The 25,892-nt window shown below is 55.1% G+C and carries 25 protein-coding genes and 2 pseudogenes; 20 read left to right on the top strand and 7 right to left on the bottom strand.

The features are described from left to right. The first annotated feature begins 5 nt into the window (after positions 1-5). The 6 genes from BA6348_RS21155 (at position 6) to BA6348_RS21130 (ending at position 7,841) form a co-directional block, all read left to right on the top strand. Positions 6-1,082: an RNA-guided endonuclease InsQ/TnpB family protein gene (locus BA6348_RS21155; RefSeq protein ID WP_007784978.1), complete on the top strand. Its 1,077-nt coding sequence runs from the start codon at positions 6-8 to the stop codon at positions 1,080-1,082. A 254-nt stretch (positions 1,083-1,336) separates the two neighbouring features. Further along, positions 1,337-1,714 carry a VOC family protein gene (locus BA6348_RS21150; protein ID WP_007783671.1) on the top strand — a complete coding sequence of 126 codons (378 nt, stop codon included), beginning with the start codon at positions 1,337-1,339 and terminating at the stop codon, positions 1,712-1,714. A 191-nt stretch (positions 1,715-1,905) separates the two neighbouring features. Then, complete coding sequence (locus tag BA6348_RS21145; protein WP_242507507.1) at positions 1,906-3,846, top strand: transporter substrate-binding domain-containing protein; 1,941 nt, start codon at positions 1,906-1,908, stop codon at positions 3,844-3,846. Continuing rightward, a complete protein-coding gene (locus BA6348_RS21140; RefSeq protein WP_007783674.1) occupies positions 3,827-5,194 on the top strand; it encodes a sigma-54-dependent transcriptional regulator in 1,368 nt (455 codons plus the stop codon). Before BA6348_RS21145 ends, BA6348_RS21140 begins: the two co-directional genes overlap by 20 nt. Then, entirely contained in the window at positions 5,191-6,195 is a 1,005-nt protein-coding gene (locus BA6348_RS21135; protein WP_026557723.1) for a TAXI family TRAP transporter solute-binding subunit, read from the top strand. Before BA6348_RS21140 ends, BA6348_RS21135 begins: the two co-directional genes overlap by 4 nt. 326 nt (positions 6,196-6,521) lie before the next feature. Beyond that, positions 6,522-7,841, top strand: a complete 1,320-nt coding sequence (locus tag BA6348_RS21130) for an MFS transporter (protein ID WP_026557724.1) — start codon at positions 6,522-6,524, stop codon at positions 7,839-7,841. A 78-nt stretch (positions 7,842-7,919) separates the two neighbouring features. On the opposite strand, the pseudogene BA6348_RS21125 reads toward BA6348_RS21130, so the two are convergent. Beyond that, a pseudogene (locus tag BA6348_RS21125) lies at positions 7,920-8,144 on the bottom strand (purine catabolism protein); the annotation flags it as partial. A 210-nt stretch (positions 8,145-8,354) separates the two neighbouring features. After that, on the bottom strand, positions 8,355-9,386 hold the full coding sequence (gene ytvI, locus BA6348_RS21120) for a sporulation integral membrane protein YtvI (protein WP_122953259.1): 1,032 nt from the start codon (positions 9,384-9,386) through the stop codon (positions 8,355-8,357). Between the two features lie 260 nt (positions 9,387-9,646). Here ytvI and BA6348_RS21115 point away from each other — a divergent pair, with 260 nt between their 5' ends. The 12 genes and pseudogenes from BA6348_RS21115 (at position 9,647) to BA6348_RS21065 (ending at position 19,962) form a co-directional block, all read left to right on the top strand. Continuing rightward, the gene (locus BA6348_RS21115) at positions 9,647-10,921 is read left to right on the top strand and encodes a cation:dicarboxylate symporter family transporter (protein WP_007783688.1); all 1,275 of its coding nucleotides are present in this window, start codon (positions 9,647-9,649) and stop codon (positions 10,919-10,921) included. Between the two features lie 250 nt (positions 10,922-11,171). Further along, the gene (locus BA6348_RS21110) at positions 11,172-12,080 is read left to right on the top strand and encodes an NUDIX hydrolase (RefSeq protein ID WP_122953260.1); all 909 of its coding nucleotides are present in this window, start codon (positions 11,172-11,174) and stop codon (positions 12,078-12,080) included. Positions 12,081-12,102: 22 nt separating this feature from the next. Then, positions 12,103-12,798 (top strand): annotated as a pseudogene (locus BA6348_RS27870) (TIGR02452 family protein); the annotation flags it as partial. After that, positions 12,793-13,596: an AAA family ATPase gene (locus tag BA6348_RS27865; RefSeq protein WP_307723512.1), complete on the top strand. Its 804-nt coding sequence runs from the start codon at positions 12,793-12,795 to the stop codon at positions 13,594-13,596. The pseudogene BA6348_RS27870 and the gene BA6348_RS27865, both read left to right, overlap by 6 nt. 77 nt (positions 13,597-13,673) lie before the next feature. Continuing rightward, the gene (locus BA6348_RS21100) at positions 13,674-14,261 is read left to right on the top strand and encodes a DUF1802 family protein (protein ID WP_025844003.1); all 588 of its coding nucleotides are present in this window, start codon (positions 13,674-13,676) and stop codon (positions 14,259-14,261) included. 330 nt (positions 14,262-14,591) lie between these two features. Next, entirely contained in the window at positions 14,592-15,572 is a 981-nt protein-coding gene (locus tag BA6348_RS21095; RefSeq protein ID WP_025844004.1) for a quinone oxidoreductase family protein, read from the top strand. Positions 15,573-15,659: 87 nt separating this feature from the next. Then, positions 15,660-16,136, top strand: a complete 477-nt coding sequence (locus BA6348_RS21090) for a GNAT family N-acetyltransferase (protein ID WP_005832297.1) — start codon at positions 15,660-15,662, stop codon at positions 16,134-16,136. 299 nt (positions 16,137-16,435) lie between these two features. After that, positions 16,436-16,882 (top strand): Rrf2 family transcriptional regulator, encoded by a 447-nt coding sequence (locus tag BA6348_RS21085; protein ID WP_039971419.1) that lies wholly within the window; start codon positions 16,436-16,438, stop codon positions 16,880-16,882. 64 nt (positions 16,883-16,946) lie between these two features. Next, on the top strand, positions 16,947-17,339 hold the full coding sequence (locus tag BA6348_RS21080; protein ID WP_007783704.1) for an IDEAL domain-containing protein: 393 nt from the start codon (positions 16,947-16,949) through the stop codon (positions 17,337-17,339). Positions 17,340-17,370: 31 nt separating this feature from the next. Next, the gene (locus BA6348_RS21075; RefSeq protein WP_005832303.1) at positions 17,371-17,934 is read left to right on the top strand and encodes a thioredoxin family protein; all 564 of its coding nucleotides are present in this window, start codon (positions 17,371-17,373) and stop codon (positions 17,932-17,934) included. A 34-nt stretch (positions 17,935-17,968) separates the two neighbouring features. After that, positions 17,969-19,174, top strand: coding sequence for an MFS transporter (locus BA6348_RS21070; protein ID WP_007783707.1), 1,206 nt, complete (start codon positions 17,969-17,971; stop codon positions 19,172-19,174). 221 nt (positions 19,175-19,395) lie between these two features. Then, on the top strand, positions 19,396-19,962 hold the full coding sequence (locus BA6348_RS21065; protein ID WP_122953261.1) for an SLOG family protein: 567 nt from the start codon (positions 19,396-19,398) through the stop codon (positions 19,960-19,962). Here the strand turns inward: BA6348_RS21065 and BA6348_RS27735 are convergent. The 3 genes from BA6348_RS27735 to BA6348_RS21055 form a co-directional block, all read right to left on the bottom strand. Further along, positions 19,959-20,090 carry a hypothetical protein gene (locus BA6348_RS27735; RefSeq protein WP_255320481.1) on the bottom strand — a complete coding sequence of 44 codons (132 nt, stop codon included), beginning with the start codon at positions 20,088-20,090 and terminating at the stop codon, positions 19,959-19,961. The genes BA6348_RS21065 and BA6348_RS27735 overlap by 4 nt on opposite strands. A gap of 181 nt (positions 20,091-20,271) precedes the next feature. Next, the gene (locus BA6348_RS21060; protein WP_005832308.1) at positions 20,272-20,652 is read right to left on the bottom strand and encodes an ArsR/SmtB family transcription factor; all 381 of its coding nucleotides are present in this window, start codon (positions 20,650-20,652) and stop codon (positions 20,272-20,274) included. Further along, positions 20,653-21,066: an SRPBCC family protein gene (locus BA6348_RS21055; RefSeq protein ID WP_007783715.1), complete on the bottom strand. Its 414-nt coding sequence runs from the start codon at positions 21,064-21,066 to the stop codon at positions 20,653-20,655. A gap of 458 nt (positions 21,067-21,524) precedes the next feature. Between BA6348_RS21055 and BA6348_RS21050 the strand changes: the two genes are divergently transcribed. After that, positions 21,525-22,481 (top strand): Gfo/Idh/MocA family protein, encoded by a 957-nt coding sequence (locus BA6348_RS21050; RefSeq protein ID WP_007783718.1) that lies wholly within the window; start codon positions 21,525-21,527, stop codon positions 22,479-22,481. A 114-nt stretch (positions 22,482-22,595) separates the two neighbouring features. On the opposite strand, the gene BA6348_RS21045 is transcribed toward BA6348_RS21050, so the two are convergent. Further along, a complete protein-coding gene (locus BA6348_RS21045; RefSeq protein ID WP_122953262.1) occupies positions 22,596-23,555 on the bottom strand; it encodes a DHH family phosphoesterase in 960 nt (319 codons plus the stop codon). 128 nt (positions 23,556-23,683) lie between these two features. Further along, the gene (locus BA6348_RS21040; protein WP_122953263.1) at positions 23,684-24,574 is read right to left on the bottom strand and encodes a LysR family transcriptional regulator; all 891 of its coding nucleotides are present in this window, start codon (positions 24,572-24,574) and stop codon (positions 23,684-23,686) included. Between the two features lie 116 nt (positions 24,575-24,690). Between BA6348_RS21040 and BA6348_RS21035 the strand changes: the two genes are divergently transcribed. Then, positions 24,691-25,878, top strand: coding sequence for an MFS transporter (locus BA6348_RS21035; RefSeq protein WP_007783728.1), 1,188 nt, complete (start codon positions 24,691-24,693; stop codon positions 25,876-25,878). Positions 25,879-25,892 lie beyond the last annotated feature (14 nt).

Raw genomic sequence — 25,892 nt, 5'->3', positions numbered from 1 at the left:
AAATCATGTCGCAGACCATCACAGTCAAAGTGAAATTGCTTCCAACAAAAGAACAGGCTTCTATTTTGCGTGAGATGAGTCAAACGTACCTCTCCACTATCAATACTCTCGTTTCCGAAATGGTTGCTGAAAAGAAAAGCACAAAGAAGTCGAGTAAGGATATTTCTGCTTCTTTGCCAAGTGCCGTTAAAAATCAAGCTATCAAGGACGCGAAAAGTGTGTTTAAGAAAGCGAAGAAAAGCAAATTCACTACTGTTCCTGTTTTGAAGAAACCTGTCTGCATTTGGAACAATCAAAACTACTCGTTTGATTTCACGCACATTTCCATGCCGATTATGATTGACGGCAAGGTAACTAAAACACCTATCCGTGCTTTGTTAGTTGATAAAGACAACCGTAACTTTGCTTTGCTAAAACACAAATTAGGTACGCTTCGAATCACACAGAAAGCAAATAAATGGATTGCCCAAATTTCTGTCACCATACCTACTATGGAAGGAACAGGAGTAAAAGTCATGGGGGTTGATTTGGGGTTAAAAGTTCCTGCCGTTGCTGTAACAGATGATGAAAAGGTACGTTTCTTTGGGAATGGCAGACAAAATAAGTACATGAAGCGTAAGTTCCGTTCTGAACGCAAAGCATTAGGCAAAAAGAAAAAGGTAAATGCGATTCGTAGTTCAAAAGATAAAGAACAACGTTGGATGAAAGACCAAGACCATAAGGTTAGTCGTGCTATCGTAAATTTTGCAAAAGACAATAAAATTTCTGTCATTCGCTTGGAACAACTGGCGAATATTAGACAGACGGCAAGAACAAGCCGTAAAAACGAAAAGAATCTGCATACTTGGTCATTTTATCGCCTGTCTCAGTTCATTGAATATAAAGCGAATTTAGTTGGTATTAGAGTTGAGCATGTGAATCCTGCATACACAAGTCAGACATGCCCTAAATGCTCTGAGAAGAATAAGGCACAAGACCGTAAGTATAAATGCAAATGTGGATTCGAAAAACATCGTGATTTAGTCGGTGCTATGAACATTCGATATGCACCTGTGATTGATGGTAACAGTCAATCAGCCTAAGATGCTATATGCACTGTCTTAGGAGGGGCAATGAGATGCCCTCATCTTGAAGGCTGTTCAAAACAGAAATGGACTGCGAACGCTTAGTCATTCAAGAATCCCACCCGTACACCGCAAGGTGGAAGGCTTGCGGCTTTAGCCGTGGGAGTCTCAAAAGCAAGTGAATAGGCTTGTCTGCTATTGTTGGGAAAGAACCTCGCTCGCGCATGCAGCGGCATGGCGGGAACTACTTGGAAAACGCAGGAGGAAAGCAAATGGGAATCAAGCTGGATATGGTAGGACTGGTCGTGCAGGACATGAAAAAGGCGCTAGACTTTTACCGCGTGCTCGGGTTTGCGATCCCGGAGCAGGCGAACGAAGAGCAGCACGTGGAAGTCGCACAGGATGGCGTGCGCCTGGCTTTTGACACGGTGGAGATCGCCAAAAGCGTGTACGGCGGATGGGAGCCGGCGAGCGGACACAGAATCGAGCTGGCCTTTTTATGCGACGATGCCGCAGCCCTGGATGCGTTGTATGCCAAAATCGTCGAGCATGGCTACGAAAGCCACCGCGAGCCGTGGGATGCCGTCTGGGGCCAGCGCTATGCGATTGTCAAAGACCCGGATGGAAACCTGATTAGCCTGTTTGCCTAAAGGCACGGTGGCAAAAAAACGAATGCAAGCCGACTCTCTTCGGACAAGAGGATCGGCTTGTTTTCGTTTTCGCGGGCATGATTCTTTTCAAGCCTGGTTGGTTCGTCCATAATAAGCTTGTTAACCGATCGGCAAAACAGGACAGGCAACAGCGATAGCGCGAGGAAGGAGGCGGGCGTTTTTTGCAAAAGATGGCTGTACTTTTGGCTTTATTCACACTGATTCTTTGTTGGCCACAGGCTGCGCCCGCAGAAGCGCAGGCCCAGGAGGAGCGCATCCTGCGCGTCGGCTTCGACAAAAGGCTGCCGCCCTTGTCTTACGTGGACAAAAACGGGGAAGCGGCAGGCTTTGACATCGAGCTGATCCGCAGCATGGACTCTCTACGCGGCTATCAGATCGAGTATGTTCCGCTGGAGTGGGAGGAGACGGTCACCTGGCTTACAGAAGGCAAGCTGGACCTGGTGGTCGGGATGAAATATACGAGCACGCGCGACACGTTGTTTGACTTCAGCGATTCGTATTTGACGGCGGCGGACGCGCTGGTCGTGCCAGCAGCCATCCGGGACATTTCCGCGATTAACGATTTGCGCGGAAAAGTCGTGGCGATTCAGCGGGATGACGCGGGCATAGCGCAGTTGGAGAACATTCGCGGCGGCAAACGGCTGGTCGCCTTCAGCCAGCCGGACGCTTTGGAGATGCTCTTTTTGGGCCGGGCGGACGTGTTTTTGGGCAACCGCTGGACGGCCGAATACGTGCTTGCGGGAACGGGCAGGCAGCAAGACTACCGGATTCGCACCGGGCTGATTCCGCCGTCCGACTATGCGTTTGCCGTCCGCGAAGGCAACTACGAACTGGTCAACAAGCTCAACGAGGGCTTGGCCCAACTGCACCACAACGGGATGTACGAGCAGCTTTACTCGCGGCATCTGGAGCCGTACAGCGCGCTTGCGATCGACTGGTGGCGCAAGCTCGTGTACGGGCTCTTGATCGTGATGGGGATTGTCGTCATCGTCTTGGCCGGAAGCTTTTTCTGGAACAACCGTCTGCAAAAAGCGGTCCGGAGGCAAACAGCCGCGTTGGCGGACAGCTTCGCTTTTCAGACGACCGTGTTAAACAGCGTCGACAACGGGATCTTGTCGTTTGATCGGGAAGGCAGGATTACGCTCATCAATCACGCGGCACAAAAATTGCTTGGACAAATGGAAAAGGCTGCCCAGCCATCCGTATGGGATTGTCTGCCTCAACTGCCGATCCGCCAGGCGCTGCACATGGGGGACGGGCACATGCTCGAAGGTGAGTTGCACCTGGGCGATGGCTCGGGCCGGATTGTGCATTACTACCTCGCCGCCTTGACCAACGGAGCGGGCCAGCAGGTGGGCGGGATTCTTTGCTTGCAGGACAGGACCGAGCAAAAGCATTTGCAGGCGCGGCTGATCGCGCAGGAAAAAATGCGGGCGCTGGGCGAGCTGGTCGCAGGCATCGCCCACGAAATCCGCAATCCGCTCACGGCGATCAAGACGTTTGCCGAGCTTTTGCCGAAGAAGCTGAACGACGAGCGCTTTCGCAGAGAGCTTGTGGAGCACGTGCCGGAAGAAGTGGCGAGGATGAACCGGATCATTGAAGATTTGCTCGACTACTCGCGGGAAAAGCCGATGCAGCGAAAACGGGAAAACTTGCAGGAGCTGGTGCAGTCCGTGCTGGGGCTTTTTGCCAAACGAATCGAAAGCGAACGGATACGGGTCACAGTCGAGCCTGGCCTCGCTGTGGACGTGTTCGTCGACCGCGACCGCATCAGGCAGGTGCTGATAAACTTGCTGCTCAACGCCATTGAGGCGATGGCCTATTCGGAGCACAAGCGCCTGACTTTTTCCGTGCTGCCGACAGAAGCGCACACGGTATGCCTGGCGATTGCCGATTCCGGGCCGGGCATCGGCGAGCAGGAGCAGCTTCATCTGTTCCAGCCTTTTTACACAACGAAAAGCCAAGGGATCGGGCTTGGCCTGTACCTCAGCCAAAAAATCATGCGCGAGCACGGGGGAGAGATTGACGTGCGCAGCGCGCCTGGGACGGGCACCACGTTTTTCCTGACATTTGCCAAAGGAGGGATATGCGATGAACATTTTAATCATTGACGATGAACGGGCGATCTGTTCGTCGCTTTCCTTTGCCCTGGAAGACGAATACCGCGTGTTTACCGCTTCCGGGCCGGAGGAAAGCTTGCAAGTGCTGGATCAGGAGCCGATCGACGGCATTTTGCTCGATCTGAATTTGCGCGGAGCGAGCGGCATGGAGCTGTTGCGTCAGATCAAGGAAAAAAAGCCGGATGTGGTCATCATCATGATGACGGCCTACGGCTCCATCGAATCGTCCGTCGAGGCCATGAAGGCAGGAGCTTACCATTACTTGACGAAGCCGCTCAATCTGGAGGAAGTGAAGCTTCTGCTCGGCAAGGCGCTGGCCTTCCAGCAGCTTCATCAGCAGGTTCAGGTGCTGAGCCAGGCGGTGCGCCAGCAGGAAACGTATGCGGGCATCATCGGCAAGAGCAGTGCCATGCAAAAAGTTTTCCAATTGATCCAGAAGGTCAAGGACATCAACTCGAATGTGCTGATAACAGGCGAGAGCGGCACCGGAAAAGAGCTGGTCGCCCGCGCGATCCACTACCAGGGCGAGCGGCAAAAGGGCGCGTTTTCCGTCATCAATTGTGCGGCGATCCCGGAGCCGCTCTTGGAGAGCGAATTGTTCGGGCATGAAAAAGGGGCGTTTACTGGGGCCTACGCCAAGCAGCAAGGGCTGTTTGAGCGGTCGGACGGGGGCACGATTTTTCTCGATGAAATCGGCGAAATGCCGCTCGCCTTGCAAGCGAAAATATTGCGGGTCATCCAGGAGAAGGTGGTGACCCCGATCGGCTCGCAGCAGCCGAAGGAAGTGGATGTGCGAATCATTTCCGCCACGAACCGCAATTTGCAGGAGGAAGTCGCCAAAGGGAATTTTCGCGAGGATTTGTACTACCGCCTGAACGTCATCCCGATCCATCTGCCGCCTTTGCGTGAGCGCAGGGAGGATGTGCCGTTGCTCGTGGAGCATTTTCTGGCGCTGTATTCGGCCAACATGGGCGTGCGCAAGAAAACGTTCAGCCCGGATGCCAAGCGTATGCTGTATCACTACGCCTACCCTGGCAATGTGCGAGAGCTGTCCAACATGCTCGAATACGCAGTAGCCCTCTCGGAAAATGAGGTCATTGAACCGCGCGACCTGCCGGAAGCGGTGCGCGAAAACCGCAGCGGGGGCACAGTCAGAGAGGCGGCAGAGCGCGGCCTGTTGCTTCCGGAAGGCTTGACGCTCGCCGAAGCGGAGCGCATGTACATCCTCTATACGCTGGAGAAAAACGGCGGGCATCGGCTGAATACGGCCAGACAGCTCGCGATCAGCGAGCGGGGATTGCGCGACAAACTGAAGCAATATTTGCGGGGTGCAGAATGAGAGCAGTCAACGCATGGCTCACTGTCGCTGTCGCTGCAATCGGCCTGGCCCTTTTGGCAGCAGGCTGCACGCCAAAGCCGGAGTCAGCCCAACCCGATTCGGGCGACGAGCAGCCGTTTTTGACGATTGCGACAGGGGGAGCTTCCGGCCCCTACGACCTCATCGGGGGAGCATTGGCGAAGGTGTATCATAACCAGCTCGGCTACAAGACGGCGGTGCGCTCCTCGGACGGCTCCGTGGAAAACGTCCACCTGCTGGAGAGCGACAAGGCGGATGTGGCTTTTGCGATGTCGGACGTCGCTTCGTTTGCGCTGGGCGGCCTGGAAAGCTTTCAGGCGAGCGGGCCTGCTGTGCATGTGAAGTCGATTGCCGGGCTGTACTTGAACTATGTGCAAATCGTCACGCTCAAGGACCGGGACATTCGTTCGGTCTACGATCTAAAAGGGAAGCGGGTAGGCGTCGGCGCGCCGAACAGCGGGGTAGAAGTCAACGCGCGGATGATCTTAAACGAGCACGGCATCGCGTACAAAGATATCCGGCCCGAGTACCTTTCGTACGCAGAGGCGATTGAGCAATTGAAAAACAACGCGATTGACGCCGCCTTTGTCACCTCCGGCCTGCCCAATTCGGCGGTTTTGGACCTGCAAGCCACCCATGACGTGGCGATCGTGCCGATTTTGCCCGAAGACATCGAGAAGCTGACGAAGCGCTTTGCCTTTTTTGAAAAAGCACAGCTTCCCCCGGGCATCTACCAAAACGACAAGGCCGTCCCGACGGTCGCGATTCGCAACATCTTGCTCGTCCGCTCTGGCATGGGCGACGAGCAGGTGTACCGGCTGACGAAAACGTTTTTTGAAAACCTCGACGCCCTGCAAGCCGCGCACGAAGCCGCCAAGCAAATTGACAGGCAAACGGCGGGCAAGGAACTGGTCGTGCCGCTCCATCCGGGCGCTGCCAAATACTACGCCGAGCTGGCGCGGCCTCAGGGACAAACGCCATAGAGGAAAAAAAGTACGCGACAAACGATCGACCCGGCAATAAATTCCGCATCGAACGGAGTTTTTTGCCGGGTTTTTGCGTGGGGAAGGCTGGGCGAGCGTGCGCTTGCTTGAGAGACTTTCTTCGCAAAACATTCTGGCACGTCGAAAAATTCTACAGAAACCTGGGCGTCATCCGCATCTGCGCCGTTACGAGTGGGCCGCGCGGAAGAAGCTTGGCACGAAACTTGCTTTACTATGATTGCGATTGCGTTTTGAAACCGATTACATTCCGCTTTCGGGGAAGCAGGACGGTTTCTGGCTAGAATCAACAACAAGGAGGAAGAACAGTGAATCAAGCAAACGATCGCGCCAATTCGCGACGCATCACGGGAAACATCTTCAAAGGTTCGATCGGCAATCTGATCGAATGGTATGACTGGTATGTCTACTCTGCGTTTGCCGTGTACTTTTCATCCGAGTTTTTTCCAAAAGGAGACCCGACCAGCCAGTTGCTCAACACAGCGGCCATCTTCGCCATCGGCTTTTTGATGCGCCCGATCGGAAGCTTGCTGATGGGTCGCTACGCCGACCGTCACGGCAGACGGGCAGCGCTGACGCTTTCGATTACGGTCATGGCCAGCGGTTCCCTGATTATCGCCTTGACGCCAGGCTATAGCACTATTGGCATTTATGCGCCTATTATTCTCGTTCTCGCTCGCCTGCTGCAAGGTTTGTCCCTGGGGGGAGAATATGGCACCTCCGCGACGTATTTGTCCGAGATGGCAAGCAGCGGCCGCCGCGGCTTCTACTCCAGCTTCCAGTACGTCACTTTGATTGCCGGACAGCTTTTGGCTCTTGGGGTACAGATCGTGCTCCAGCAAATTCTCAGCGAAGCCGACATGCACGCATGGGGCTGGCGCATTCCGTTCGTCATCGGAGCATTGGGCGCTTTGGCTGTACTGTGGCTGCGCCGTTCGATGGACGAATCCGAGCAATTTTCGAAAATGGAGAAAAAGAGCCGCGAGAGCGCAGGAACCTTGCGCGCCTTGATGAAGCATCCAAAAGCGGTGCTGACGGTTGTCGGTCTTACGCTCGGTGGAACGATTGCTTTTAACACGTACACGACGTATTTGCAAAAATTCATGGTCAACACAGTGGGACTCCCGAAAGAGACCGTGAGCTGGATCAACTTTACGGCCCTGTTGGTCTTCGTAGTGCTGCAACCGATTGCGGGCATGCTGTCTGACCGGATCGGCCGCCGTCCGCTCTTGATGACCTTCGGGATTGTAGGGACGCTGTTTACCGTACCGATGTTCCTGATGATGGAGCAGACGAAAAGCCCGATGGTAGCCTTCCTGCTGATGCTGACAGGTCTTATCATCGTCACCGGCTACACCTCGATCAACGCGATTGTCAAAGCGGAGCTGTTCCCGACGGAAATTCGCGCGCTCGGCGTAGGCTTCCCGTATGCGATCACCGTTGCCGTGTTCGGGGGAACCGCAGAGTTCATCGCGCTCGGACTGAAAAACATCGGCTCCGAATCGCTGTTCTACTACTACGTCGCCGGCTGTATTGCGATCAGCCTGATTACGTACTGGCGCATGGGCGAGACGTCCAAAGAGTCTCGCATTGAAGCCGAGCTGGACACGAACAAGAACGTAAGCTAAACACGAAGCAGGAGCTTTTGAAACAGCAAAGCCGCCCGGACGATCCCGGCGGCTTTTTGCTGTTTTTCTGCTTTGTCGCTACGACAGGTAGACGTTCAGTGCCGCCTGAACGACGCGTCCCGCGTGCACTCTCGCTCCGTGGCGAATGAGCACCGCCTCCAGCGCTCCGAGCAGGTGCAGGATGTTTTGCTTGCGGCAACTGTAGCCTATCGTTTCGATGCGCCAGATTTTCCCTTTCAGCGGGCCAAAGGAGCTGGCGATCTCGATCTGAAATTCTTGCAGCAGCATCGCCCGGACCGACTCGCTGTAAAGCTGCCAGCTCATCGCCCGCAAAACGCTCGGCTCGGCTTCGACGGGGTCAGGTGTCATAATCGTCCGCTGGGAAACCGCCAATGGTTTGTTCGTGCCCAAATCCCTCTCTCCCGGTTTTCTTTTCTATAGAGAAAAACCGTTCCCCCCGAAACGTTCCGGAAGAAACGGTTGCTTGCGTTCTTGGCTGTCCAAGCGTCTTTGTCAAAAGTCGATCTTGAAGTTCAAGAAGCCTGCCTTGCGCAGCGCTTCGTAGATGATGACGAGGGCAGGGCCGAGAATCAGTCCGAAAAAGCCCATCACCTGAAAGCCGAGAAACAGGCTGACCAGCGCAGCAAGGGCGCTGATCCCCAGATTGGAGGCGAGCACTTTCGGCTCCACGATCCGCCGCACGACCGTAATCACGAGGAACAAAATAATCAGCCCGATCGCGAGGCGTGTATTGCCAGTCAAAAAGTTGTAAACCGCCCACGGCACGAGAAACGAGCCTGTGCCCAAAATCGGCAAAATATCTACGAGCACGATCAGCAGGGCGACGACTGCCGCATACTTGACCTGCAAAATCAGCAGCCCCATAAAGGAGAGCAAAAACGTCATCAGGCTGAGGATGATCTGGGCCCGCAAAAAGCCGACGGTCGCGCGGTTCAACTGGAAGAGCACCACGTTGACCTTTTCCCTGGCAGATACTGTGAACATCCGCATGAAGCCTGCGCGCAGCCGCGGCAAGTCGAGGCTGATGAGAAACAGGGCAACGAGGTAAATGATCGTGCTGATGAGAAAGCCCGGGATGATGGCCGCTACGCCCAGGATGGCTCGTGCGACACTGGAGGCGCTCGTGATCGCCCAGTTTTTCAATCCGGCAAAAACGCTCTGGATCTGGACGACAGTCTCGGCGGGCAAAGTGGCGTAGTAGCTTTCCCAGCTCAGCAAGTACGACTCCACCAGTTCAAACAGATGCTGGGAAAAGGCGGGCAGCCGCTGGGCCAGGTCGATGCCCTGGATGACGATCTGCGTAGCGATCCAGTACAGCAGGATGCCGAACGTGACGAGAAAGAGCAAAAACGAAGCGATGACGGCGCTCATCCGGTTCATTTTGACCTTGCCGATCAGGAACTGGACGAGCGGCTCCAGCAAAATCGCGGTCAAAAGCGCGAGCAAAAACGGGACGGAGTAAGGCAAGAGAAACAGGGCAATGGCGGCCAGCAAGCCCAGGAGCAGCATTTTCCGAATTGTCATGAAAGTACTCCATTCTGATTAATGAGTCCGCAAATAACGTTAGGCTTATTTTATCATTTTTCCAGAATGCAACACAATGCGCCCGCTAATTTCGGGTAAAAAGCGGTGATTGTCAAAAAATAAAGAGAACTAAAAAGAATAGAAAAAAGGGGAGTAGCCAAAAAATCATGATATGATTTTCATCTATATAGCACTTCATTTTGGTGAGTGTGTATAGTGTGTCAAAACCAGATTCCATACTTTACTAGCGAGGTGTCAGAATGAAGCGGTTTGGGTTAGCGATTCAAATTGTCATCGGACTCATTCTGGGTATCCTGGTGGGTGCTATTTTTTATGGCAATCCAGCAGTGGCTACCTATTTACAGCCTATTGGCGATGTATTTCTCCGCTTGATTAAGATGATTGTCGTTCCGATCGTAGTTGCCACCCTGATTGTCGGGGTAGCGGGCGTAGGCGACATGAAAAAGCTCGGAAAAATCGGCGGAAAAACCATCCTCTATTTTGAAATCGTTACCACGATTGCCATCGTCGTCGGTCTTTTGGCCGCGAACCTGTTCAAGCCAGGTGTGGGCGTCGACATGTCCCATCTGACGAAAACGGATATTCATACGTATGTAGAGACTGCGGAAACGACGCAAAGTCACAGTATGATTGACACATTCGTGAATATTGTTCCGAAAAACGTGTTTGATGCCATCGTCCGCGGGGACATGCTGGCGATTATTTTCTTCTCCGTCCTGTTCGGCCTCGGTGTCGCAGCCGCCGGAGAAAAAGGAAAGCCCGTCCTTGCCTTCTTCCAGGGTGTGGCAGACGCGATGTTCTGGGTCGTGAACACGATCATGCGCTTTGCGCCGTTCGGCGTTTTCGCCCTGATCGGGGTGACCGTCTCCAAGTTTGGCCTGTCCTCCCTCGTTCCGCTGGGCAAGCTGGTCATTTTGGTGCACGTGGCGATGCTGTTCTTCATTCTCGTCGTGCTGGGAACGATCGCGCGCATCAGCGGCGTCAAAATTACGGCCATTCTGCGCATTTTGAAGGACGAGCTGCTCCTGGCCTACTCCACTTCCAGCTCTGAGACGGTACTGCCGAAGATCATGGAAAAAATGGAGAAAATGGGCTGTCCAAAGGCGATTACTTCCTTTGTCATCCCGACAGGGTATTCGTTCAACCTGGATGGTTCAACGCTGTACCAGGCTCTGGCGGCCATGTTCATCGCGCAAATGTACGGGATCGACATGCCGATCAGCGCCCAGATTACCTTGATGCTCGTGCTCATGGTAACGTCCAAAGGGATCGCTGGCGTGCCGGGCGTATCGTTTGTCGTATTGCTCGCGACACTCGGCTCCGTAAATATCCCGTTGGAAGGACTCGCCTTTATCGCTGGTGTAGACCGTCTGCTCGATATGGCCCGCACGGTAGTCAACGTAGTTGGCAACGCGTTGGCAGCAATTGTCATCTCCCGCTGGGAAGGACAGTTTGACCAAAAGAAAGCCGATCAGTACGTTCGTGAAGTGAAAGCGCAAGCGAGCGCAGCTTAACTTTTCCTGTCACGATCAATAAACAGAAGAGCCTCTTGCCAGGTGTTCATCCGGCAAGAGGCTTTTTTTGCGTTGGCGTGCCCAAAAGCGATAGGTGGCTTTTGTCCGCGCGTAAAAAAACAAGCTCCGGCATTTTGTTGCTTGACACCAAAAACAAAGAAGCAGTGCTATGATATAAACAAAATGATAATAACAATTTGTTAATAACAAAACATCTGTAACATTGCGCAGACGCAAAAGAGGTGGTTCCATGACACAAAAATCGCTTGTCAATAAACAGGGGCAAACCGAAGAGGAGTTTTTGCGGACGTATGACGCGAGCCAGTTTGAGCGGCCTTCCGTGACTGTCGACATGCTCGTTTTTACCGTGATGGACGAACAGGAGGAAAATTACCGCAAGCTCTCGCCCAAGTCTTTGAAAATATTGCTCGTGAAGCGCGGCGAGCATCCGTATTTGGGTCAGTGGGCGCTGCCGGGCGGGTTTGTCTCGCCGCACGAGAGCCTGGAGGAAGCGGCCACGCGCGAGCTGTTTACGGAAACGAATCTCGACAATATTTACCTGGAACAGTTGTACACATGGGGAGATGTCGGCCGGGACCCGCGGACGCGCGTCATCAGCACCTCGTACATGGCGCTGGTGGACAGCTCGGCGCTGCGTTTGCAGGCGGGGGACGATGCGGACGAGGCCGAGTGGTTTCGTCTCGAAGACAAATGGCTCAAGGAGACGAAAACAGCGACACCGGACGGTACCGTGACCGAAAAATGGGTCGAGCTGCGCCTCGCAAACGAGCGGGAGGAGCTGTCGGCCACGATCAAGGTGACGAAAACCGTCTCGGGCCGGATCGTGCGAGAGACGCGGGAGATCGTGGAGACGAACAAGATCGCGTTCGATCATGCCAAGATGATTCAGTACGCGCTGGAGCGGCTGCGCGGCAAGATCGAATACACGGATATCGCCTTTGCGCTCATGCCGGAGCTGTTTACGCTCGGCGAGCTGCAGCAGGTGTACGAAGTCATTTTGGGCAAGGAGCTGCTCGCCGCGGCGTTTCGCCGGAAGGTGGCAGACAAGGTGCTGGAAACGAATCAATACAGAAAGCATGCAGGGCATCGGCCATCCAAATACTACCGCTTCAACCCGGCGTGGATGGATCAGACATAGTCCCTGCAAGGGGGAAAAAATCATGAATCCAGGAAACAATCGCGACCGTCGCTCCAAAACGGCGCATGAGACGCTTGGCCTATTGGATCAAGGCTTCTACGTGAATCGCAGAGGGGAAAAAGTCAGCTTCGCCGCGGAGCAATCTGCCGCCATCCGCCATTCGCGTCTGTACCGGCCGGACGATCTCGGCGCCGAGTCGCTGCCGATGCCGGCGCGTGCAGGGCGTGCCAAGATCCAGGTGACAGCCGAATCGAGCCTGGGCGCAGCCGAACGGCTCATCGTGCGCGAACAGCGCGAGAACACTGTATGCTTGAACTTCGCTTCGGCCAAACATCCCGGCGGCGGGTTTCCGGGCGGAAGCCAGGCACAGGAAGAGAGCCTGGCGCGCGCTTCCGGGCTGTTGGATCAGCCGTACCTGCTGTCGTTCGTCACCGCTCCGGCCGTGAATGCGGGAGTCGTCCGCGAGCGCGAGCCGGAAAACGCAGGGCAGATCGGACCTGTCATGAAGGAGCGCATTCGAAAGGTGCTGCGCGCCTCCGCGATCCACGGGAACCGGACGGTCATCCTGGGCGCGTACGGCTGTGGCGTTTTCCGCAACCAGGCAAAAGACGTGGCCGACTACTTTGCGCAAGTGCTGCTCGACGAAGAGTACGCGAAGCTGTTTGACGACATCGTGTTTGCCATCTACGACCATTCGGCGCGGCAGGAAAACGTGCGGGTGGTAGCGGTCGAGGATCGGGCCGACAGCGACGAGACGTACGATTGGGAGGCGGGGGCCGCCGACATCAAGCGCAAGATCGGCAGGCCGATTGATCTCGTCTTCAGCTCGGAGCCGTCGTACGACCCGATTTTTCGCCGCCTGTATCCCGGAGCCAAACATGTCGTGCTCGACGGGGCGCGCAGCCAGGTGCCGATCTCGGCGACGCAGATCAGAAGCGAAGGCGTTTTTGCCCATTGGCAGCACATCCCGGCGGTAGTCCGGCCGTCTTTTGTGAAAAAGGTCGTCGTAGTCGGGACGGAAAGCTGCGGCAAGTCGACCTTGCCCCGCTACCTGGCGAAAATGTACAACACGGTGTTTGTCGAGGAGTACGGCCGCACGATCTGCGAGGAAGTAGGCGGCTGCGACACGATCTTGACGAAGGAGTATTTCCCGCACATCGCCTACGCCCACAAAATGAAGGAGTACGAGGCGGGCAAGCAAGCCAACAAGCTGCTGTTCATTGACACGGAGGCGGTTGTCACCCAGTTTTACTCCGAGTTGTACACCGGGCACAGCTTCCCGGTGCTCGACGAGATCGCCCGCGAGCAACAGTACGATCTGTGGCTGCTCCTGGAACCGGATGTTGCCTGGGTCGATGACGGTCTGCGGGTGCACGGAGCAGAGCAGGTGCGCTGGGACAATCACGAAAAGCTGTGCCGGATGCTGGACGAACGGGGCATCTCCTACGTGACGATCACGGGAGATTACGCGCAGCGGCTGACGGCTGCCATGCAGCATGTGAATCAACTGTTGTAAATGTCTTCTCAACAGGTCGGAATTAAGCTAGACTAAAGTCACTAAACGATTCTGACAAAAGAAGGGAGCCGTACTGCATGCAGACGATCGCACAGCCGCTGTCCCCCTTGAGCCTGAAGGAATGGGCGGTCGCCGTCAAAGCGCTCGGGGAAGGCGAGCAGATCATTACGATCCGCAAGGGCGGGCTATACGAAGAAACAAGAGAATTCCGATTGGAAAATAATTTGTTTTACCTGTATCCGACTTACGAGCACCAAAAACGCGACATGGTAAAGCCAGCGTATCATCACCTGCTGGACGCGACGCTTGCAGGCTGGTCGAGCGAGCAAACGACGGTCGCCATCGAGTATTTTGCGGAAGTGACAGACGATGTGGAGCTGATGGACGAAGCCAAGCTGCGCGCGCTGTCGCCGCATCACATCTGGACGGACAATTTTGCCGACGTGCGCTTACACTGGAAGAAAAAGCAGCCGCTGCACATTTTGTTCGTGCGCACGTATCGGCTGGCGCAGCCGGCGGTCATTCCGATTGAAGCCGCGTACCAAGGCTGCAAATCGTGGCACGACCTGCTTGTGGAGCTGCCGAGAAGCGAGTTTGCGCCTGTGCTGACCGACGAGGAATACGCGCAGAAAAAAGCGGCCGTCATGGCGATTTTGCAAGCATAAGCGTTCAAGAAAAAACCGTTCATTGGATGAGCGGTTTTTTTGTACGGAGAGGATATCAGTATACGTGCAACTAAGGCTGCGTCAAGTTTTCTAATGAAGTTTTCACCACTGGCCTGGCGCCGCCAAGTTTGCTAGTGCCTGGTCCGCTGTCACAGCGGCGATGAAATAGCCGATGGGAAGGGAATCCGCAAAAGATAGGGAAATAATTGGGGTGGCCCCACGTTTCTCAAGTGGGAGGAATGGCTCGAAAACGGCCTGCGAGCAGCAAGGACGCCCGGGCAACAGAAGCCGACTGCCTCCGGTCACAAACCATGCTGGGAGGGATTTTTCATGAAAGCGGTTTTGGTAACAGAGTTGGGTGGTCCAGAAAAGATGATATATACGGATGTCGAGCTGCCAGCCATTTCGCCTACGCAGGTGCTCATTCGCGTAGACATGGCGAGCGTCAATTTTGCCGACATCAAATCGCGCTACGGCAAAAAAGGGGCAGCCAAGCTGCCGTTTATTCCCGGACTGGATGCGACAGGGGTGATTGAAGCGATCGGTTCCGAAGTAAAAGGCTTGCAAGTAGGACAGCGCGTCATCGCTTTTCCGGCGAACGGCTCGTACGCCGAATACGTGGCTGCGGAAGAGGCGCTGACATTCGCGATTCCCGAGCAGATCAGCACGGAAACAGCGGCTGCCTGCCCGGTTGTGTCGTTTACGTCCTATCAACTGCTGGCAAAAGTCGGCCGTCTCGCCAAAGGCGAAACGGTCCTGATTCACGCTGCGGCAGGAGGGATCGGGACAACTGCGATTCAACTGGCGAAGCTTTTGGGAGCGGGGCGCGTCATCGGGGCGGTCGGCAGTTCGGCCAAGGCAGAGGTCGCTTTGCAGGCGGGGGCGGATTACGTCATCTGCCACGACAAGGAAGATTTCGTGGAAAAAGTGCGGGAGCTGACGGATGGAGCGGGCGCCGACGTCATTTTGGACTCGATCTCCGGACAGGTGAGCGAACGCAGCATGGAGTGCCTCGCCTGGTACGGCCGGCTCGTGCATTTCGGCAATGCGAGCGGGGAAATCGGACAGATTCGCACGCTCGATTTGCACGCGAGTTGCCGCTCGGTGCTCGGCTTCAGCTTCGGCACGACGCGCAAGCTGCGCCCGCAGCTTTTGCAAGATACGGCCCGACAGGTCATTGGCTATTTGGCGGAAGGCAAGCTCGACATCAAGATCGGCAAACTGTTTTCACTGGAAGAGGCAGCGAGCGCCCACGCCTGGGTGGAGAGCAGGCAGAGCACGGGAAAAGTGCTGCTGAAGGTGCGCCCGTAAGCGGCAAAGCGGATGGAAGTTCTCCCTGCGGTTCAGCCAGCGGGGGGCTTTTTTCCAAACTACAGTTCAGCCCACGAGGTGACAGCGATGAAAATCGTAGCAGCAAGCGAGCTGCCGAAAAGCGTTATTGCGGATTTTTTTACAGTGAACTGGGGCAGCCCGCAAATGGTTATATCGAGCGGCGTCTTTCGCTGTGACGAGCTGGACGGGTATGCCGTCCTCGGCGAAGACGGCGCGATCCAGGGGTACGTCAGCTACGTGCTGGAGGCCAAGGAGTGCGAGATTATTTCTTTGGACAGCCTGGCGGAGAACAAAGGGATCGGCTCCAAGCTGCTGGCAAAAGCGGAGCAGACAGCGCGGGAACACGGCTGCCTGCGCATGAAGCTGGTGACGACCAACGACAACCTGCACGCGATGGGCTTTTACCAGCGCCGGGGGTATCAGTTGTCCGCGCTGTACGTGAATGCCGTACAAAAAGCGCGGGCGATCAAGCCGGAAATCCCGCTCGTCGCAGACAACGGGATTCCGATTCGCGACGAGATTTTGCTGGTGAAGCCGCTATAGAACAAAGGAAGATACCGCGAAGCTGGCACGAAAAGCAAGCAGCGCTCGTATGCGCGGGGAGACGCGATAGACAGGAGGCAATTTTTCCGCCTCCTTTTCTTTTTGGCGCTGCGCACCCCAGGCAAAGGCATGGCCAGGGATAACAGCAGCAAAAGACAGCCGAGAGTGCAGTTGCGCCTACAGCCGCGGGAGCAGTTATCCATACATTTGCGAAAACAGTTACGCCTCCAACAGTTATTGACATTCAGAACTGTAAGAATTAAGATTACAGTACTCTTGCGAAAGGGGCCGTCTCAGACGTGAATAGTGAGTTTACGATTGCTGTTCACAGCTTGGCTTTGTTGGCTCATCTACCGGGACATATGGCAAGCAGTGAGCTTATTGCACAAAATGTATGCACCAATCCCGCGAGGATTCGCAAAATCATGGGGATTCTGCGTAAAAACGGATTCGTGAAGACAAAAGAGGGCGTAGGGGGCGGCTATATGCTGGCGTGCGACCCCGGCGACGTGACCTTGGCCGCGATTTACCGTTCGATGTGGACAGGGACGCTGAAGCCGCACTGGTGCTCGGGCGACCCGAAGGAAGCGTGCCTCGTGTCTGCCAACATGCATGGCGTCATGGATCAGATTTTTACGGAAGCGGAGTTGTACTACACCAAATATTTGGAGCAGCTTACGATCCAGACGGTTCTGGATAAAGTTCGTCAGGGACAGGGCCAGTGTCAAGGGCAGAATCGCCAGTAGGCAGGCAACATTTTCAACTGGAAACTGTAACTTTTTTAACTACAATTTAAGGTGGTGCGTTCGAATGAATCGGGAAAAGATGCTGGCAAGTAGCGAGTGGGTAATGGGCAAGTCCAAGCATGGCGAGTTGGTGCAAGGCTTCGTGGAAACCGTCGATTCATCGCGGGGCATTGCGCACGTTTTTGTAGTCAAGAGTGACAACGAAGAGGCGATCGGCAGGCTCGCGGCCATTCCGCTGCAACGGCTGGAGCGCATGTCGACAGGCACCTTTGACGACCTGGAACAACTGCATGACCTGATCGAGCTGGCGCTCGTGACAAAAGACAAAGCGTGGTTCATGGAGCTGACCGCGAAGCTGCAGGAAAAACAACAAACGGCGTCAGAAAGACAAAGCCGCAAGACGAGAAGCTTTTCCGCGCGAAACCGCCTGGGAACTTCTGCAATCTGGGAGCAATAACTTTTTTTCATACAGGGGAGGAGTACCGACGATGTCTACCGTGAATCAGAGCATCTGGTTTGAAAAAGGAATGAGCTTTGCCGAGTATCGCGCGAGCATGAACGTCAACCAGCAGGAGCTGGGACGCGTCTACGAGCAGCTTGCGTTTACCGAGGAAGACCTGGCGTTTTGGAAGGAGCTGTCCGCTCGCAACTGGAAAGGCGTCGTGCTGACTGCCGACTGGTGCGGGGATGCTGCTCTGTGCGTTCCGGTCATCCAGCGCATCGCCGAGGAAAGCAATATCGAGCTGCGCTTCCTCATCCGCGACGAAAACCTGGAGCTGATGGACCAATATCTCACCAACGGCACGGCGCGGGCGATCCCGATGTTCATTTTTCTCGACCAGGACGGAAACGAAGCCTGTGTATGGGGACCTCGCTCGCCGGAGGTGCAGGAGATGATTACGACGGCTCGCGCAACGCTCCCTGCGGCCGATGCGCCTGATTTTGAAGAAAAGCAAAAGCAGTTGTACCGCACGTTCAAGGAGCAGATTACGACTGACCCGGCCGTGTGGCGCACTGTGATCGAAAGCGTGAAGGCGAAGCTTACAGCCTGAAAAAACAAAAATACAAATGGATAGGACTGGATAAATGAATACGAGTAACGCGGAGAGTAACGGGCGACCGATTCTCTTTCTCATGATAAACATGTTTATTGCCATGCTGGGAATTGGCTTGATTATTCCGATCTTGCCCGAGTTTTTGAAGGAATTTGGGGCAGGCGGGAAGACCGCTGGTTACCTGGTGGCGGCATTTGGTTTGACGCAGTTTCTGTTCTCGCCGATCGCGGGAGAATGGTCGGATAAATACGGCCGCAAAATCATGATCGTATCCGGCCTGGTGCTGTTTACGATCTCCAACCTTGTGTTTGCCCTCGCCGAGCATACGTGGGTGCTCTACCTCTCCCGCCTGATCGGGGGAATCGGGGCAGCTTCGATGATTCCTTCCATGCTCGCCTACGTGGCGGACATCACGACGGAAGACAAGCGGGGAAAAGGGCTGGGCCTGCTCGGCGCCGCGATGTCGCTCGGATTCGTGATCGGGCCGGGCATCGGCGGTTTTCTCGCCGAGCTTGGACTGCGGATGCCGTTTTATATTTCGGCGGCGGTCGGTGCCGTGGCGACGATCGGCTCCTTGCTGTTTCTGTCTGAGTCGTTGCCAAAAGAAAAGCAACTGGCAGCTCGCCAGTCGGAGGCGAAGAAAGAAAACATTTTCCTGCAGCTCGGCAAGTCGTTTCAGTCGTCGTATTTCATCATGCTGGTGCTGATTTTTACGATGACCTTTGGACTGGCGAACTTTGAAGTGATCTTCCCGCTCTTCGTAGACGCGAAGTTCGGCTACACGCCGCGCGACATCTCCATCATCATCACCGTGGGCGCCCTGGCTGGAACGATTGTGCAGGCGATGCTGATCGGGAAGCTGATTACCCGCTTCGGGGAAAAGAAGCTTATCAACTGGACGTTTTTCAGCTCGGCCGTGACGATGGTGCTGATGTTGTTATCAGGAAATTTCTGGTATATGCTCGTCCTGACGGTGCTGTTCTTCACGCTGACGTCGATCATGCGCCCGGCGATCAATACGCTGATCTCCAAGCGGGCCGGGGATGAACAAGGGTTTGTGGCAGGGATGAACAACGCCTACATGAGCCTGGGCAACATTTTCGGCCCGGCAGTGGCGGGTACGCTGTACGGCATGCATGTGAACGCGCCGTATTTGTTCGGGGCAATCGTTCTCGTGCTCAGCCTGTTCCTGTCGCGCATGGAGAGCCGACGCAGCATGAAGCGGGTGGCGGCGTAAAAAAGGTTGTTCCGTCTTCTCGTGGCGATGGTTTTCCGCACAAGGATGGCAACGCGAGATGAAATCTCGTCCCTGCGGGGGCGGGATTTTTGCGTTTTTCAGACGGGGGATCTCCCGATAAAAGACGAGCAGAAACGCAAATGCATCAGCTATAATCTAACTATCGTCGAGTGAAAAAAACTATTTTCTGCTAGAGCTTCTTTGAAACCAGAGGTGGCATGATGTTAAAACGTTTATTGGTTTCCGGATACAAGGCTCACGAGCTTGGCATATTCCATGAAAAAAATCCGGGGCTGGCGATTATCAAGACAGCACTGAGGCGGGAACTCGCAAGACTCCTGGAGGAAGAGCTGGAATGGGTCATCATATCCGGCCAACTCGGGGTAGAAATGTGGGCAGCCGAAACGGTTCTCGAATTAAAAAAGGAGTATCCCCAGCTAAAGCTGGCGGTCATTACTCCGTTTTTGAACCAAGAGGAAAAGTGGAAAGAAGAAACACAGGATTACTACCGAAATATTGTAAGGCAAGCCGACTATATCAACAGCGTCTATCAAACGCCTTACCAGGGTGTTTGGCAACTTCAGGAGAAAGACAAATTTTTGCTCTCCCATTCAGACGGTCTTTTGTTAGTTTACGATGAAGAAAACGAAGGCTCCCCGAAGTTTTTAAGCAAGCTCGCCGCGAAAAAAGCGGATCAAGGCGACTATCAGTTTTTTCGCATTAACGCCTACGACTTGCAGAGCATCGCAGAGGAACAGCAGCGACAATTATACAATGACTATTTCTAAGCGGCCGCGTGCTGGGGCGGGGCATCCACGACTGCCGCAAGCGGCTGGAGCTGCCGATTGACAAACGGGTTGTCGTCACGCTCGATCTTGGCGGCGAACTGCGGGCGGCGCCAAGCCGTTTGGCGCATTTGTTGCGAGAGAGCGTGCTGCTGTCGGTTGTGCTGTACACGTCAGGGCCGACGCTTGCGATCGTTTCGTTTGGAGAAAAAGCGTTCGGCTTGCAAGCTCGAATCAGCAAAAAGGATAGGGAGGCGCGGCACGAATGCTACGCTCCCTATCCTTTTTTTCGCTTCCAGAAGGGCAGGTTTTCTACTGCTCGTCCTGCTTTCGTTCAACCAGCCGCGGCCCGGAAGGCTGAAGCTCCTCGGAATGCTCCGCTTCTACCAACCGCTTCAAGGCGTTCAGCTTGTTGTCCCAGAAGCGCTCGTAGTAGGACAGCCAGCTTTTCAGCTCTTCCAGCGGCTCGGGCTGCATCCGATACCTCGTCTCGCGACCTACGCGCTGTTCCTTGACCAGTCCGGCCTCGGACAATATGCGCAAATGCTTGGAAACGGCTGTGCGGCTGATCGGAAAGTGCCGGCTGATGGCCGTCACGGGCATCTCCTGATCGGTCAGCAATTGCAGCAGCTTGCGGCGCGTCGGATCGGCGATGGCTTGAAAAACGTCGTGCTTGGCAGTAGAGCTGCTCATTTACGCTTCCACATACTCTTTCAGTTTAGGCAGCACGGAAGAATCCCAGCCCTGGTTCATTCGGTCGCGCACGACTGCATGGCTTTCGCCGAACTCGGTCACAGTATCTGGCGACCAACCGGAATGGATCAGCGTAAATTCAGTCGTTTCGCCCAAATCTTTCAAGGCGAAAGTGATGACCCAGTCTTTTCCCCACTTGAACACCAGGCGGTTTGGCGGATCAATCTCCTGCACGACGCAAGGCGAATCGCCATAAGGGGAATGGATGGTAAAGGCATGTCCGGCTACAGGCTGAAAATCGTTGGGCATGAACCAAGCGGCAATCCCGTCTGCTGTAGCGACCGCGTCCCAAACTTTTTGCAAGGGAGCGTTGAAAACTTGTGTCTGAACGATATCAGGAATAGTGTTGGACATGAATACGCCTCCGTATCAGTAAAGTAGTTTCCTAGTTTGCGCATGGAAATGAAACCAAAACGTTTCGCTTTTTGTAGTATAGGAAACCGAATGGTTGCATGTCAATGGATAATTAGGGAAAGAAAGATTTGACAGCCTGCAGCCGACCTACCGGAAGAGGCGGAGCAGCCGATTTTCAACGATGACAAGAGTCGCACTTTCATCCAGTCGTTTCAAATTACAGCAGAAATCAGCGTACAGGCGCAAAAGTTCCAGCATTGCGGCATTTCCTGGGCACAACAAGCCATGAACGCGATTCAAAGAAAACGAGACGGTTCCACTCGGGTATCGCTTCCGTGTAGCGATTTTCGCAAACATTTTTTCGCAATCTAGTTTTTTTACAAGGAATTTTCAGATAAATAGAGAAAAGGGGGAGGTGCAAAAAAGACGAGCATTCATCAGGAAGCGAGGAAAGACAGATGAACGAGAGCAAACGGAAGGTGGGCGTCATCGGCGCAGGCGTCATGGGCGAGCGGATGATGAACGCCCTTCGCACCCACGAAAAATTCAGCGTCGCGGCAGTGAGCGACGTGTCTGCCGAACGGGCGCAGGAGGCCGCGCAAAAATCCGGCAATGTGCCGTGGTACACCGATTACAAGGAGCTGTTGGCAAAAGAAGAGCTGGACGCCGTCTACCTGGCCGTCCCGCCGAAGTTCCATCATGCGATCGCTCTGGACGTATTGGCGCACAAAAAGCATTTGCTGTGCGAAAAGCCGCTCGCTAATTCGCTCGCAGAAGCCGAGGACATGCTGGCGGCAGCCAAAGACGCAGGCGTCGTGCACGCGATGAACTTTCCGCTCTACTATCAGGGCATTTTCCCCGCGCTGCGCAGCAGGCTGGAGGAGATCGGCGAGATTCGCCGGATTGATATTTTGACCCATTTCCATACGTGGCCGCGCCCGTGGCAGCAGACGCCGTGGCTGTCCGGCCGGGAGCAGGGCGGCTTCATCCGCGAGGTTTTGCCGCATTTTACCCATTTGACCTACGCCTTGTTCGGAGATTTGCAGGTCATCCGCTCGGACGTAGACTATCCGCAAGACCCGGAAGCGTGTGAAACGGGCGTCTCGGCCTTCCTGCGCCTTGCTTGCGGCACTCCGGTCACGATCAACGGACTGGCGGGCATCGCGCACCAGGAGCATCTGGACTACCGTATTTACGGCACCAAAGGCACCTTGAGCGTAGTCAACTGGAGCAAGCTGTTTGTCGGGGGAGAGGGAGAAGCGCCTGTGGCCGCAGACGTGCCAGAACTGGACCGCCTCTCGCTGTTGCTCGACGAGCTGGCGCTTGCCATCGACGGGCAGGAAGCCAGACTGGTGACGTTTGAGACAGGGGTAAAAGTCCAGAAAGTGTTGGAAGGTTTGCTCGGTCACGCGTAACCACGCGTAACGGATACACATGAGAATCCCCTCGCGAAAAAAGCAGCGCCCATCGGCTCATCTCATCATCGGATGAGCCGATGGGGACGCCTGCTTGCGGCCGGAGGGGATTTTTCAATGCACACGCAGGGCAGGGTACACAAAAGTTTTTAGGGTCACGCCTGTAAACGAGCAGCCCGCCGCCTTGGGATGCCCGCCACCTCCGTAGTGGGCCGCGATCACCGACAGGTCCACGTCGTCGCGAATCGTGCGAAAGCTGATTCTGCCTTTTCCGGGATCGAGCATCGCGACAAAATCGAGCGTCTCATCGCTTTTGCACAAAAAGTTTCCCGTCGTCGATTGGTACTGCTCCAAAAAGACGACGCCGACGTTGTACGTTCTCGGCTCGTCCAGATCAATTTCGACGTTCAGGCGCTTCATCTGCTTTGCCTTTTTCTGCTCAAACTCCGCGATTCTTCTCTCCTCTGTGTAGATCAGGAGAGCTTCCCAGTCCTCGAACGCGAACTGCTCCACGTCCTCGCTGCGCAGCCGCCCGATCACCTGGTCGGCAAAAGTGCCGCGCTCCGCCAAATAAAACAAGAGGTTCAACTGGTTCGCCTGCACATTTCCGGTCGCTTCCCAGTCCCACGTATCAAACGCCCGCACCAGCTCCACGTAGTCGGTAAGCACGTCTGTGGGCGCCAAAAGCCCTTTGCTTCGCAAGTAATCGTAATAAAGGCTGGTCGCCGCAGTCTTCTGTCCCACTGCTTCGACGATGACGTTCGCCCAGTCGTACTTCGCGGACAGGGGTAGCGACGTCGGGTGATGGTCGATCAGGACAAACGAATGCCCTTGCTCGACTTTTTTCTGAATCAAGGACGCCACTTCTTCGTTGACGCCCACATCTGTAATGACGACGGACATCTCCGGCGAAAACTCTTCGGCAAGAAACGTCTGGACTTCCTGGTTGACGGTATAGGGCGATACGCCGCGGGTGAAGACTTCCCGGTCGCCATAGGCGATCCGGCTCAAGATCGCACACGATTCGCCGTCCAGGTCCTGATCGGTGAAATGTACCAGTTTGCGCTGCGTCATAAATGCCTCCTTGCCATGACAGGATGACAGCCATACGGATTAGGATTTCCCTCCAGTGGATACTTTTAGTTGCAAGAGCGAGGTTTTTTCCCGCGGGAAAAACGGCAAGCAGCAAGCTGCGCGGCACGCTAGCACGAGGTTTGAAACGACGTCTCCAGCTTGTTGATGAACGCTTTGGCAGCGACGCTGATGTATTTGTCATTGCGGTACATGATGACCATTTCCCGGATCGGCGAGTCGTCGATGGCAACGGCGCGAATCCCCAGCGACTGAAAGCTTTCGATCAGGCGGCTCGGCTGAATCGTGGCGCCGATGCCTGCGCCAACGAGCTGGAGCAGGGACGTGGCTGAGCCTGTTTCCATGATCGTTTCGATGACGAGCCCGCGCTCTTTGCTCAACCTGTCGATCAAATCGCGGCCGTAGAAGCCTTGCGGATACATGACGAACGCAAGCCCGCGCAGATCGTCGCAAGAGACGCTTTCCCGCCCGGACAGAGGATGATCTCGATGGACGTACAAACTGTACGTTTCCGTGTAAAACGAAATCCGCGTCAAACGCTCATCGGCGGGCATGGCAGGCATCGCCAGGCCGACACCGAGGTCGACCTCGATGTTCAGCACCTGGTTCACGATGTCAATGGAAGGAAACACTTGCACTTTTGTTTGCGGAAACTGCTTGTGGAAGTCGATCAAAAGCGAAGTGAGGCGGTAGTCGAGGTCGGACGGCAGCACCGCTACGCGCAAATGCCCCGCGTGCATATGGGTCAGGTCGGCAATCGCTGTCCGGGCATTTTCCAGATGCTGAACGATTTGCAAGGCGTGGTGCTCCAGGATCGCGCCAGCCTCGGTCTTCACCGTTTTTTTTTCGATCCGGTCGAACAGCGGCACGCCGACTTCATCCTCCAGCACGCGGATTTGCTGGCTCAACGTCGGTTGGCTAATGCCCAGCTTATAGGCGGCCTCGGAAAAATGCAGCTCGTTGCACAGCATGAGAAAATATTGCAACTGACGAAATTCCATGGCGCCTCCCTTCTTTACCATAGTCTGTAACTATTATTTGTATAGAAAAAATAGAATTGATCTATTGTACGCACGGCTTTACACTTCATTCAAGGATAGAGGAAGGAAGTGTTTGCGTGCGGTTATTTTATTTGATTGCCGTTATTTTTTTGCTCTCATTGAACTTGCGGCCGTCCATTACGTCTGTCGGGCCGCTGCTCGATATCATCCAAACCGATTTGGGGATGAGCGGAGTAACGGCAAGCCTGATTACGACGCTCCCGGTATTTTGCATGGGGCTGTTTGCGCTTTTCTCCATCACGCTCAGCCAGCGCTTTGGCCTGGAGCGCTCGCTGCTTGTGGCGATCGTGATGATTTTTGCGGCGACAGCGTACCGGGTGCTCGTCTTGGACAGCGTGAGCCTGCTTGTGACCGCCCTGATTTCCGGGATTGGCATTGGCATCGCCGGGCCGCTTTTGTCCGGCTTTATCAAAAAGTACTTTCCTGGAAAGCCGGGTGCCGCCAGCATTTATTCCGTGTCGCTCGTCATCGGGGCTGCGATTGCGTCCAGCTTGTCGATCCCGCTGTTTACGGCGCTGGGCCAGTCGTGGCAGTACTCGCTGTGCGTCTGGGCGCTCTTGGCCGTGCTCGCCGCAGCCGCGCTGCTCCCGTTGGCAAAACAAAAAGCGGGTAAGTCCGCCGCCCCCGTGCCCAAGCTGCGCATCAAAAGCGGGCGGATGATCGCAAGCATGCTGTTTTTCGGGTGCATGTCCTCGATGTTTTACATGATAACCGCCTGGCTGGCTCCGCTCGTGCAAGCGGCAGGGATGAGCCATGCGCAGTCGGGATTGGTGCTGACGCTGTTTACGATCATTCAAATCCCGGTCAGCTTTCTCATCCCGGTGATTGTCAGCCGCACTGGCAACCGCAATCGCTGGCTGTTCACCTGTGCCCTGGCTGAGCTGGTCGGCATCGCCCTGTTGCTCGTTCACGCTTCGCCGTGGCTTGCGACCGTGTTTCTCGGGATCGGGGCAGGCGGCTTGTTCCCTTTGGCGCTGTTGATCCCGATTGAAGAGGCGGACAGCGCGCAGGAAGCTACGTCGTGGTCGGCCGTCATGCAGTTTGGCGGGTACATGCTCGGCTCGCTCGGGCCTGTGCTGATCGGGCTGGCTGTCGATCTGTTCGGCGACTTTACGTTTGCCCTGGTCGCGATGCTCGTTATCATCGGCTGTCTGCTGCTTGCAATCAGCAAGCTGGGTCCGCGCCAAAAGGAAAAGCACCAGGCAGCGCCACACGCCGCCGGAAGAGAAGAGGCCGTCCGCTAGAGGCGGTCTTTTTC

Origin of the sequence: Brevibacillus agri, assembly GCF_004117055.1 — a bacterium.
Taxonomy (GTDB): Bacteria; Bacillota; Bacilli; order Brevibacillales; family Brevibacillaceae; genus Brevibacillus; species Brevibacillus agri.
Note: the sequence above shows the minus strand (reverse complement) of the source record. Positions and strands in the feature narration are given on the sequence as shown.